The organism is Marinomonas sp. NPDC078689 (assembly GCF_044542435.1).
Classification (GTDB): Bacteria; Pseudomonadota; Gammaproteobacteria; order Pseudomonadales; family Marinomonadaceae; genus Marinomonas; species Marinomonas arenicola.
Genome location: NZ_JBITUJ010000009.1, coordinates 14727 through 27043 on the forward strand (window position 1 = coordinate 14727; position 12317 = coordinate 27043).

9 protein-coding genes are annotated in these 12317 nt (G+C 41.0%); 6 read left to right on the forward strand and 3 right to left on the reverse strand.

Going from position 1 to position 12317, the window contains the following annotated elements:
- The first annotated feature begins 2 nt into the window (after positions 1-2).
- The 4 genes from pseI (at position 3) to ACIGBN_RS14225 (ending at position 4677) form a co-directional block, all read left to right on the forward strand.
- Positions 3-1052, forward strand: coding sequence for a pseudaminic acid synthase (gene pseI / locus ACIGBN_RS14210; protein ID WP_396666175.1), 1050 nt, complete (start codon positions 3-5; stop codon positions 1050-1052).
- 29 nt (positions 1053-1081) lie between these two features.
- The gene (locus tag ACIGBN_RS14215; protein ID WP_396666177.1) at positions 1082-2467 is read left to right on the forward strand and encodes a hypothetical protein; all 1386 of its coding nucleotides are present in this window, start codon (positions 1082-1084) and stop codon (positions 2465-2467) included.
- A 140-nt stretch (positions 2468-2607) separates the two neighbouring features.
- Entirely contained in the window at positions 2608-3495 is an 888-nt protein-coding gene (locus tag ACIGBN_RS14220) for a glycosyltransferase family 2 protein (RefSeq protein WP_396666179.1), read from the forward strand.
- Positions 3496-4677 carry a glycosyltransferase gene (locus tag ACIGBN_RS14225; RefSeq protein ID WP_396666180.1) on the forward strand — a complete coding sequence of 394 codons (1182 nt, stop codon included), beginning with the start codon at positions 3496-3498 and terminating at the stop codon, positions 4675-4677.
- A gap of 41 nt (positions 4678-4718) precedes the next feature.
- On the opposite strand, the gene ACIGBN_RS14230 is transcribed toward ACIGBN_RS14225, so the two are convergent.
- Positions 4719-6113 (reverse strand): undecaprenyl-phosphate glucose phosphotransferase, encoded by a 1395-nt coding sequence (locus ACIGBN_RS14230; protein ID WP_396666181.1) that lies wholly within the window; start codon positions 6111-6113, stop codon positions 4719-4721.
- Positions 6114-6264: 151 nt separating this feature from the next.
- Here ACIGBN_RS14230 and ACIGBN_RS14235 point away from each other — a divergent pair, with 151 nt between their 5' ends.
- A complete protein-coding gene (locus tag ACIGBN_RS14235) occupies positions 6265-7521 on the forward strand; it encodes an O-antigen ligase family protein (RefSeq protein WP_396666183.1) in 1257 nt (418 codons plus the stop codon).
- Positions 7522-7906: 385 nt separating this feature from the next.
- Here ACIGBN_RS14235 and ACIGBN_RS14240 read toward each other — a convergent pair whose 3' ends face one another.
- Together ACIGBN_RS14240 and ACIGBN_RS14245 are read right to left on the reverse strand one after the other, a co-directional pair.
- Positions 7907-8647 carry an FKBP-type peptidyl-prolyl cis-trans isomerase gene (locus ACIGBN_RS14240; protein ID WP_396666185.1) on the reverse strand — a complete coding sequence of 247 codons (741 nt, stop codon included), beginning with the start codon at positions 8645-8647 and terminating at the stop codon, positions 7907-7909.
- 805 nt (positions 8648-9452) lie between these two features.
- Positions 9453-10367, reverse strand: coding sequence for a lysine exporter LysO family protein (locus ACIGBN_RS14245; protein WP_396666187.1), 915 nt, complete (start codon positions 10365-10367; stop codon positions 9453-9455).
- Positions 10368-10609: 242 nt separating this feature from the next.
- On the opposite strand from ACIGBN_RS14245, the gene ACIGBN_RS14250 reads away from it, so the two are divergent.
- Positions 10610-11989 carry an MATE family efflux transporter gene (locus ACIGBN_RS14250; RefSeq protein WP_396666189.1) on the forward strand — a complete coding sequence of 460 codons (1380 nt, stop codon included), beginning with the start codon at positions 10610-10612 and terminating at the stop codon, positions 11987-11989.
- Positions 11990-12317 lie beyond the last annotated feature (328 nt).

The window sequence follows — 12317 nt, forward strand, 5'->3', positions numbered from 1 at the left end:
CTATGAACAAGTTTATAACGATAGATAATAAAAGAATAGGGTCTGACTATGAACCTTATATTATCGCAGAAATGTCAGCTAATCATAATGGTAGTATAGAAAATGCTTATAAAATTATGGAAATGGCTAAAAGGTCTGGGGCTGATGCCATTAAGCTACAAACTTATCGACCTGACACTATTACAATGAAAAGTGATAATCCAGAATTTTTAATTAAGGGAGGATTATGGGACGGTAGAACACTCTATGATTTATATGAAGAAGCGCATATGCCGTGGGAGTGGCATAAACCTCTTTTTAATAAAGCAAAAGAACTAGGTATTACAATATTCAGTTCGCCATTTGATTTCACAGCGGTTGATCTACTAGAAAGCTTAGATGCGCCCGCTTATAAAATTGCTTCTTTTGAAGCAATTGATCTACCGTTGATTGAATATGTTGCTAAAACCGGAAAGCCAATGATCATTTCAACTGGTATGGCTAATGAAAATGAAATCCGTGAGGCGGTTGAAACCGCTAGAAACGCAGGTTGTAAAGAGCTTGTAGTGTTGCACTGTGTAAGTGGTTATCCTGCTCCATCGGAAGATTATAATCTTGCTACCATACCTGATATGGCAAACAAATTTGATGTTTTAACAGGCTTGTCTGATCATACAATAGATAACACAACAGCTATTACATCGGTAGCATTGGGGGCTTGTTTAATAGAAAAACACGTCACATTAGACAGAAACGGTGGCGGCCCAGACGACAGTTTCTCACTGGAAGAGCCAGAACTAATGCAATTATGCCGAGATAGTAAAATTTCTTGGAAAGCTCTTGGTAAAGTGAATTATGATCGTAAAGAGAGTGAGAAAGGCAATGCGATATTTAGGCGTTCGCTCTATGTTGTAAAAGATGTAGCTGAGGGTGAAGTGTTTACTCATGAGAATGTTAAAAGCATTAGGCCTGGTTATGGGTTAGAACCAAAATATTTATTTAAAATAATTGGCGAAAAATCCCCTGCTTTCTTTTCGAAAGGGAGTCCGTTGATACTAGAGGGTTTAGATTGATTTTTTTTGATTTCTTAAGAAAATCCTTTGTGGCCTTTAATATTGAAGACGAAATTAGCTTGGCCCATTTATATGGTAATAAGTCAGAAGATATAAAAGTGTTCAATGGTGATGAAAAAAAGTTAGTTGGTTTTTTAGGGCAATCGATTTATTTTTTAAAGTATGTTTTTTTAAACTTTAGTCTTAAATTTCAGTCATTAGAAAGGAGAGAGGTTTTTTTTTATTCGGAAACAAATAATCAATTCGATAGTTTAAAGTCTACGGTGAGATCGCTTGATGATATGTCTATTTCGAACGTTGTGTTTTTAGATAAAAGGATTGACTCTGATAGAGTAAAGGAGATTGGTTCTCATCGCGTAGTGAAATTTGATTTTTTTATTGTGCTTTTCGCAATGTTGCTTTTTTTCTTAAGATCCGTTCCGCTTTACCTTAAACTAAAAAGAAGTGGTAAGGTTGTGGCTATTCGAAGCCATTTCGGGATTTTTTGCAGGGCCTATCTCTATGTGCCTTATTTTATGAAAGTACTTTTATTATCAAGGCCAAAACTAATTGTAATGACTAATGACCATAATGTTTCAAACCGTTCGTTGAGGTTGGCAGCTGAGGTCTTGGGAATAAAGACACTTTATATGCAGCACGCATCAGTCAGCAATCTTTTTCCGCCATTAGAGTTCGATTACGCATTGTTAGATGGTCAAGTGTCACTTGATAGGTACAATGAATGTTTCGATATGGCTAAAGAAAAACCACTTCGATTATTAAGAAACATTAGAAAGTGTCATGTTTTACTTTCTGGTCAGAAAAAAACAATAGAAAAGAGAAAAGGCTCTAATGAGAGAGCGGTAGGAATTGCAGTTAATAAACTAGACGACTTTAAAAATGTAGAAGAATTAGTATTTAAGTTAATTCGGTTTGGTAAGGATTGTTTTATACGTACACATCCCTCTCAGCCATCTAAATTTATTGACAAAATAAAAAAAATGAGCGAAGAAAATATAAATGTTTTTTTTTCTGATTCAAGAATTGAAGATTTAACAGAATATTTTTTAAAAATCAATTCTTTAATCTCCGGCGACTCAAGTATTCATATTGAAGCAGCATTGACTGGGATGCCAACTTTTTATTATGAAATGAGTGATGATATTTATCAGTCAGATTACTATGGTTACGTTAAAAATGGAGTGTCGTATTATCTTGATTATGGCTTTGAATTAAAGGATTTGGATTTAAAAGAAAATGATGCGCGTTCTTTTTCAATCAAACGCTACAGTGAAAGTTATAATACTAAGTGGCAGAATCGCGAAGGGGTTTTAAGTGCTCTGGTGATTTTTCGGATTTTAGATGGTGAGGATTTTTTTGATTTTTTTACCTGTATAGAAAATAATCTATATCAGTCTGTTGCGTATTTGAAGTGATTCTGAAAGTTTTTAATGTGGGGAAATATTTAATCTTTTTTTATTTTTTAGTCTCAATATCTTTTTAAAAGATGTTCTTTCTGATGTTTTTTAGATTGAATTTTATGAGTTTATTTTAATGTAGACAGAGTTTGAATGTTATGAAAATAAAGCTTAGTGTTATAATTCCTTACTATAATTCTAAGGAAAGTTTATCACGACTTTTGGATAGCATTCCAATATTTGAGGCTATAGAAATCTTAGTGATTAATGATCACTCTGATGATATCTCTGATGTGATCGCTAAGCACGGCTCTGCTTTTTTGTATGAGCAGGTTGAGGGAAAAAAATGGGCTGGTGCAGCTCGAAATTTAGGCTTAAAGCATGCCCGAGGAGAGTACATACTGTTTGCAGATGCAGATGACTATTTCCTGGACGGTTTTTTTAGTCTTGTATCAGAGTACTTTGAATCAGGAAAAGACGTGATTTATTTTTCACCTACTAGCATCAAAGTGAATGGTGAAAGTTCAAAAAGACATCTTAGGTATGAAGAGTTAGTTAAAAATTATGTTAGTGCTCAAGATTTAGCGATTAAGTATCGATTTCATGTTCCTTGGAGTAAACTCTTTAGGAGACGGTTTCTTTTGGAAAATAGCATTCAGTTTGATGAAGTAATTGCTTCTAATGATGTCGTCTTCTCGTTAAAAAGTTCTGTCTTGGCAGAGTCTGTCGCAGCCGACCAACGTAGTATTTACTGTGTTGTTGAAAGTGATTCTAGCTTGACTAAGATAAAAAGTGAGGAAGTATTGGACTCTAGGTTTTATGCGTCTTGTCGTTATAACGATTTCTTGAGATCGATTGGTGATAAAAATGAAGCCGCCATGTCTCAATTTATTTATCATGCCTATAAATTTAGCTTTTACAAGTCGCTAAGTGTCTTTTTTTTCTGTAAGTATAAAAAGTATAAGGTGTTTTATGATTTTTCACACATTATGAAAGTTGCCAAGCGTGAATTTAAATATAAATTAAATTCTATTTTAGGTCGTTAGGTGCTTGAGGATGTTATGTTTCTTATTTTTGTTCTGAGCTTTTTTACTCTGTTTTATATTTATTTTTGTTATCCGTTTATTATTGCACTTGTTGCTAAGTTCAAAAATAAAGATACAGCGCAATTCAGTAATTCTTCTGAAGATGAGCCCTTTATTGCTATTGTGGTACCGTCTCACAATGAAGAAAAAGTTATCGAGAGCAAGTTGTTAAACCACCTTGACCTAGATTATCCAAAAGATAGGTTTAAAATCGTTGTTTTAGATGATACATCGAGTGACGAAACCTTTGCTATCGCATCTAGGTTGCAAGCTCACTATCCAGACATGATAGAGGTTTTTCAAGTATTCGATGGTAAAGGGAAGACTCATGCTATAAATACACTTATGCCAACCTTAGATTGCGATATCGTCGTATTTTCTGATGCTAATGTCTACCTTAAGCAGGATGCGCTTAAGCAAGTTAGCAATGTATTTTTAGATTCTGAGATTGGCGGCGTTGCAGGGCAGCTTAGCTATATAAATGAAGGAGTGAATGGCTCTGCTTATTCAAATGGCTTGTATTGGCGTTATGAAGAGTACATTAAAGAGTGCGAGTCTAATACTGGCTCTATGATGGGTGCGGATGGTTCTATTTTTGCTATTAGGAAGGCGCTCTATCGACAGCTTGATACGTCGATTTTAGATGATTTCTCGACGTCTATTGGCACCATTTGCCAAGGCTATCGATTGGCGTATTCCACGGCTATATGTGCATATGAAAAGGGCGCAGAAAAAAGCTCAGAAGAGTTTAGTAGGAAGGTGCGTATAAGTAATCGCTCATTCAATACTTTCCGTCACCTTAGCAAAGAAATACATGCTACCTTTTCGATGTTTAATCTTTTCAAACTGTATTCACATAAAGTAATTCGTTGGTTTTCTTTTTTGCCTATGCTGACTATGTTTCTCTCTTCTGCTGTGTGGATGTTTTTCTCGTGTATTGGTCTGACTTTTTTTCTTCTGCAGTTAATAGGCTATTTTTATCTTTGGCTATCTTATAGAAATGAGAACATTAAGCTTTTAGGGAAGCTAAACGATATTTTATTGTATTTTGTGATGACAAATTTGGCATGTTTTATTGGTGTTTGTCTTTCTATTAAAGGCAAGAAAATAACAACTTGGAAAAAGGCAAATACAACGAGATAGAGTAGAGCTTTGCTTTGGCTATATTCCATAAAAATGCCGCATTATGCGGCATTTTTATGGATAAACCCTTTCCAAAACGTGAGTAGTATTATTTTAAGGTCAAGCCAGATTGACCAATGTTCTATGTAATACAAATCACATTCTATGCGTTTTTCCAAGTCCGTATCGCCTCGCCATCCATTGATTTGTGCCCAACCAGTAATGCCGGCTTTAACCATGTGTTTTTGCATGTAGCCAGGTATCTCATGTTTAAACTGCTCTACAAACATTGTTCGTTCTGGCCTTGGGCCGACGATAGACATGTCACCTTTAAGTACATTAATAAACTGTGGCAGTTCGTCCAAGCTAGTTTTGCGTATAAAGGCGCCAAACTTGGTGACAGACATATTAGTTGCACCACCCCATTGAACGCCATTTTTCTCACTATCTACACCCATAGAGCGAAACTTCAGCATATTGAATGAGTGGCCGTTCCAGCTCACTCGTTCTTGTCGGTAGAAGACAGGGCCAGGTGAAGACAGCTTAACCCCTATGGCAATAAATAGCAGAATAGGGCTGATGCCTATTAATATGACGCTGGATAATATTTTATCTTCTATGGATTTTAGAAGACGGTTTTTACTTTCTAACATGTGTGACGTAGAAAGGTTAATCACAGGGAGGCCTGCCACTTCTGTGAGTGAATGATTTAGTAATTGAAAACCATATATGTCAGGTACGAAGCGTATGGTGACAGGGCTTGTCGCTAGGGCGCTTTGGACCTTTTTCATGGTTGCCGCTTCTTCCATGGGTAAGGCGATCCATACCTGGTCAACTCTATAGCGTTTGATGAGTTCGTCTATGTTGTCGATACAGCCAAGGTAGGGGGACGATAGCTCTGAGGTGCTTGGTTCTTCTGTTTCTCCCACAAAGCCTTGTACAAGGAAGCCCGTGTTAGGTGTGGCTTTTAGTTTCGCTGCAACGTTTTGTGCGAGCTCGCTGTCTCCGATGATGACAACTCGTCGGATGTTATAGCCTTTAGTTCTTAATTTTCCAATGCTTTGACGGAGTACGACACGGTAACCAAGTAAGAGGATGACCGAGCTGATTAGCCAGGTAATAACCCAGATACGAGAAAATAAATCAGTGGTATGGGTTAAGAAGCTGCTTAGTAGTAAGAGAGCAAAGGTTGAGAGGACCGCATTGAAAACACAGCGTATTTCTGACGATAAGCTGGCACCTCGCCATATACGATAAGTGCCAAAAGAGGCGAGGTTAATCGCTCCTAAGATCACCCCTAGCATAAGTAAGTTCTTATATTGTAGAGGGACGTTGAAATGGTTAAATCTGAGCCAGAAGCTAAACAATCCAGCTAATAGGAAACATAAGGCGTCCAGGGTGCGGAGCCCTAAAATAATGGAAGCACTGTGTTCTTTGAGTTTCAGTCCTGTCTTCACTTCTGCTTTGGCCTATATATTGGTTATAATCAATAACTTGTGCGCCGTATCATATCAGTAATTTTGTACTATTTTGATACACTGTCTAAAAATATCCAATCGATGCCTTGTTTATGCAATAAAGGCTATTTAAAAGTAGGGAAAGTGGTTAATGCAGTTGAAAGCTAGGTTTGCGATGTTGGTGTGGTTTTTTGCGGCCTTTACCTTTGCTGGCGCTATCGGGATACCCAAAGGTTTCAATGTAGCGACTCTGCTGATATTTCTGTGCTCTTTTGGAATGTCATTTTTTAAACCTGTTCTGCACTCTACTGATAAGGCCGATAAAATTTTAATCTGGGTCTTTTTAGCTTTTGGGTCCAGTTTGGTTATTGCTTCTTTGTTTGATCAATTTGAGTGGAGTGGGCTAGATAAACCTTCTCGTTTTCTTCTTGTTATTCCGATTATTTTTCTTTTATTACGCGCCAAAGGGCCAAAAGAGTGGTTGTGGTACGGGATTGTTGTTGGTTCCTTACTGGCCTTTGCGCATGCTTTGTATGAACGAGTGATTCTAGATGTCGCTCGAGCCAGAGGTGGTGAGCACCCGATTATGTTTGGTGATACCGGCATGATGCTTGGATTACTGAGTTTGGCGGCTGCGATTTATTTCTTTTCACAGAAGCGATTTACTTGGTTAATTTATGCGTTGTTTGGTGGCCTTGCAGGCATGGGCGCCTCCGTTTTGTCAGGTTCTCGTGGCGGTTGGGTTGCGGTCCCTCTGATTGGACTTTTTTTACTATGGGAATGCCGTGATTTATTAGGCAAAAAGCGGTTAATGGCCGTTTTCTCCGTGGCTATTTTCTGTATCGTCACCGCGGTTTTGGTCCCTCAAACGGGGATCCAGAAAAGAGTGGGAGAAGCTGTGAGCAATATTATGCAATATTCCGATGGCTCTAAAACAGCGACTTCTGTTGGTTTGCGCTTTGATATGTGGAAGTCCGCTATTTATATGTTTCAACAAGCACCGGTCTTTGGTGTGGGAGAGAGCCAAGTTCAGCCGATTAAGCGTGAACTTGTTGCTAAGAAAGAGATTGTTAAAAAGGCCATCCCTTATAATCATGCCCACAATGAATACCTGCAAGCACTATCGACTCGTGGGATTGTAGGGCTATTTTTCTTACTTGCCATGTATTTGGTGCCTTTGAAGTTGTTTTTGCGCAAGCTTCGACAGCACAAAGACAACTGGCATATTCGCTCTTATGCGATCGGTGGTGCCTTGGTGCCTATGTGTTATATGGACTTTGCTCTTACGCAGACCATGTTTATGCATAATATAGGAGTGATGATGTTTGCTTTTCCTATCGCGTATTTCTGGGCGGCGTTACGTTGGGCTGAGCGTGATGAGTTAGCGAAATTAGAGCTGAAAAATTAGATTTATGTTCTTGTGGATTAACCTTTAGGCCAGTAACTGGTTTTTTTTAGGTTACATAAAATTGGTTGCTCCTTTTTAAAGGTATTCCAATTTATAAGATCAAGATCAAGATCAAGATCTAGTGCAAAACCCCCTCCAGCTCCCCCTTGAAATAAGGGGGAGAGCAAGGTCGAGATCTAGTGCAAAACCCCCTCCAGCTCCCTCTTGAAGTAAGGGGGAGAGTAAGGTCAAGATCCAGTGAAACCCCCTCCAGCTCCCCGGGGGAGAGCAAGTGCAAGGTCAAGTGCAGACAGTTCGGTTATGTTTTTAAGTAAAAAAATGGCCATCGCATTGATGGCCATTTTTTGTTTTTGTCGTTTGTTTCTCTAGAGGTTGCTAGGGAAAACTATTTTGTTTCTTTCGTTTCTGCTTTTGCTTCGTCTTTTTTCGCATCTGGTTTGACGATGGCGTGAAGCTCAACAACAAATTTAAGCGCTGCATTTGGTGGGATAGGGCCTGTGCCGCCAGGGCCGTATGCTAGAGCCGCAGGAATGTATAGCTCGTATTTAGAACCAACAGGCATAAGTTGCAGACCTTCTGTCCAGCCAGGGATAACTTGGTTTAGAGGGAAGGTAATGGCTTCGCCACGTTTGTAAGAGCTGTCGAATACTTTGCCGTCGATCAAGCTGCCTTCGTAGTCTACTTTCACTGTGTCAGTGGCTTTTGGTTTTTCGCCTTTACCTTTCGTGATCACTTTGTAAAGTAGGCCGCTGTCGGTTTTCATAACGCCTTTTTCAGAGGCTTTTTCTTTGATCCAAGCTTCTGATTTTGCTTTATCTGCTGCTGCTAATTTGGCTTGTTCTCGTTGTTGCTCTTCCATGCGCTCTTTTTGGTACGCTTGGATAGTGGCCGTTACTTCTTCTTTGGTCATTAGGCCTTTTTTGCCAGCGTAAGAATCTTTGAAGCCTTGGTAAAAAGTGTCTAGGTCTAGGTTTTTGAAGTCCTGTTCCATACGACCGCCGAACATGGTACCAATACTATAAGCCAGTTTTTGTTCTTTAGTGTCTAGTTTGGTGGTTGTGTTGTCTGCTGCGTACGCAAAAGAAACGGAGGACATAACCAGCGCCGCAATAAGAGTTTTTTTCATAAAAAAGCATTCCATTTGATTGTTGATTATCGCAGAGCGATGAATTGAGTGTTGTCACGGAATTTGAGTCGCATGCCGTTTTTTAAATTGCGTACAATAAGAGGCAGAACTTAGTTGTCACATTTAATACGCCCTGTGCTTAGCAAAATCAGATCCGTTGGTACTGTTCTAACATAAGCAAGGACAATTATGCCAATTTTATGTCGGACTCTTTACCAAAGCGACCCCTTCACCTGCACACTTTGTTGGTTCCAAAAGATAATCTTCTTCTGCAAAGCACAAGGTGTGATCTGAGAATAAGCGTTGCTGCTCCGGCGCGACAATGAGTTTTACATAACCATGACGGTGTTTGCGAAAGCGCTTGTCTTTACAAAGTGTCTTTACGGAATGTTGACGATGAGATTAAAGGTCAAAGCCAAAATTCTTGGTGATGTCTTGTTTGTGGTAAATCAAGTTAATTGCAGATGTCAGGCACTTTGTGTCGGGTCTTGTAGGTTAGTCTTTAGGCTAATAACTGGAGATTCGGTGTTTCAACCGAGGGTTAAAGTCGAAATGTTAGCTGGTGTTGATTTGTTGGAGATATCGAGTTAGTCACAGGTGTCTCGTATGTTTGGCTTTATTGGCGCAGTGGTCATCAGCCTAAAGACTGACCTACAAGTGACAAGTGACAAGTGACAGGTCAAGTACAAGTTGGTTTGAGTCATGTTAATCACAGGTGTCGTGTATGCAAGAACAACCCCCTCCAGCTCCCCCTTGAAGAAAAAGGGGGAGAGAAAGACCTAGTTCATCGGTTAAAGTCGACATGTTAGTTCATGCCTAAGAACAATGGAATTAGGATTGGGGTAAGCAGGCTCATGATGAAGCCGCTGGCGATGCAGACGGGGACGATTTCTGGGCCGTGGAATTTGCTTAGCATCGGCAGGGTAAAGTCCATGGCGGTGGCACCAGAGTAGCCGACCGACATGTGGCTGCTGCGTTTGGCAAAGAAGGGGATCAGCATGAGTGCGACTATCTCACGACCTAGATCAAGCAAGAAGGCAGTGGTGCCGAGTACTGGGTCACCTAATCCTGTAATCAAGATGCCAGATAAGCTGTACCAACCAAACCCTGAGACAACGGCCAAGCTCTGGTGCCAACTTAAGTTTAAGATCAGGCCGCTTAACCAACCTGCAAAGAGAGTACTGGCAATGGTTGTCACCGCGATGATAGCGGCTTGCTTATTGAGGAGCATTTTTTTTAAGCGATGATTGCCTTGTCTTAGTTGGCAGCCAACCAATAGCAGCAGTATGTACAGCAGCCCTGTTACCGCTTGATCCACGCCCATCGCCCAGTCTTTGCCGATATAGCCAACCAAGATTCCCGCGATTACCCAAGCCAGGGTTTGGGCGGCGTCTTTTAGGGCTTGTCGCTTACTGGCTTGCGGGATATTGCTTTGGCTTTCAGCATGGGCGCCGCCAAAACGTAATCCTGTGCAATAAAGCGCCGTTAGGCTGATCAGGGTGACCAAGGTAAAAAGTACAAAGGCTTGGAAGCCTGCCACGACCAGCTTTTCAGACAGGTTATCCAGTGCGCCTATGCTAAAACCAATGAGCCCAAGAATTAAATAGACCAGTTTTTCCAAACCAAGGGCAACACGCTTTGGTGAAAGAAACTTAATGTCTACCCAGTAGCCAAAAAGTAAGGCTACGAGTAAGGGGCCGAGTGTGGTGATCACTGTCATGGGCTGTCTAACCTTAGTCCTTAATGTTAGGGACACGCAGATGTTACGAATAAGAAAAAGACGGCATTTTGTCGGCATTTTCAGAAGGGCGCAAGGGGATCCATACACATAAGGTAAGTAAAAGGCTTTATTTGAAATGAAAGTGTCTCTTTTGTGCGTTAAAAGACGCGTGTATCAGTGTAAAATACGGCTTCTGGTGCGAGAGTGTATCGCCCTATTTTATTCTTTATAAGGGTAGCCGTGTGTTAAAAGGATTTTCTTCTCCGTCTGTTTTAAAAGAGGTTCTGCATTTACTTTTGCCCATGGTATTGACCATGACACTGGAGTTGTCGATCAGTTTGGTCGATACCGTGATGCTTGGGCATTACAGTGCGACGCATTTGGCCGCGGTGGGTTTGGCGTCCAGTTTGTGGCTGCCGGTAGGGTGTTTTTTAATTGGTGTGACCTTTGGTATTACACCTTTGGTAACTCGCCATTTGCATGGACGTCAGCCTAAGCTCGTTAACATCTATATGTCTCAGGCGGTAGGGCTGTCGATTATTCTGGGTGTGGTGGCTTGTATTGTCACTGTGACCCTATTGCCACATTTTGCTCGCATGATGGCGACCCAAGAAGAAACCCGTCAGGTCGCGGTGGATTATCTGTATATCTTTGCGCCGGCTTTGCCCATGTTGGCTTTGATGACCGCCTACAAAAACTTATTTGAAGCGGCTGGTCGTCCAGGTTTTCCTTTGTTTGTGGCGAGTACCGGGTTGCTGCTGAATATTGTTTTTAACTATGTACTTATCTACGGCAAGTTGGGCTTTCCTGACTTAGGTGCACGTGGCGCGGCGATTGCGTCGAGTTTGTCTTTGTATTTGTCGGTGACTTTCTTTTTTGTATACGATCGCTTTTTTAATAAACGTCCTTTGTTCTCTCGGTTGATCTGGCGTTACATGAAGAAATTCTCTTTGTTGTTGCATATTGGCGCGCCTGCAGGCTTTGCGTTTACCTTTGAGGTAGCGCTGTTTTCCTCCATGACATGGCTGATTTCATCGTTTGGTGATTTGGCCTTAGGGGCAGGGCAAATTGTCATGTCGTATACCTCTATTTTGTTTACGCCCATGATGGCGATGAGTGCGGTGACGGCGATTGTAGTGGCTAAGGCCATGTCAAAAGAGGGTGTCTCTGGGGTGAGAAAACGTTTACGCGTTATTGTGTGGTTGGGCTTAGGTTACGTAGCGATTTGCTTTAGCATCACCCAGTATTTCCACGATGTTATTCCTTATATTTACAGCAGCGATGCCCAAGTGGTGGCCATGGCCGCGAGCATTTTATTGATCTCCTCAAGTTATCAGCTACCAGACATGCTGCAAACCGTGTTTACCGGTGCACTGCGAGGCTTTCGAGACACACGCTCATCGATGATCGCCTTTGCTGTGTCTTTGTTTGGCTTGAGTATCCCGTTTGGTTATTGGCTGTCTCACTACAGCCCTTGGGCAGACACGCTTACATTACGTGGGTTCTACATAGGCTTAGGCGCAGGCTTGAGCTTGTTGTCTCTGATATTGGTCGTGCGTTTACGCTTCATATTGAAGCGATATGAAGGCAAACGGATATTGTCTGAAAGGGAAGTGGCTTAGATAAACATGTGATGGGGAGCAAGTTTTGTAAAGGATGTGGTCGGTCTATACACGTGCCAATAAAGCCAATCATGCGAGACACGTGCGATTAGAGTGATGCTTTTTTACAACCGAGCGTCACTTGTCATTTGGACTTTGACCTATGGTTGAAACACTAAATCTCCAGTTACTGGCCGCTCTTTTTTAGGTATTCCAGCCCACAAGGGCAAGTACAACTCACATTGCATCACTGGCTATTTCGACTTTAACCTATGGTTGAAACACCAAATCTCCAGTTATTAGCCTAAAGGCTAACCTACAAGACCCGACACTTAGAATTAACGTGACT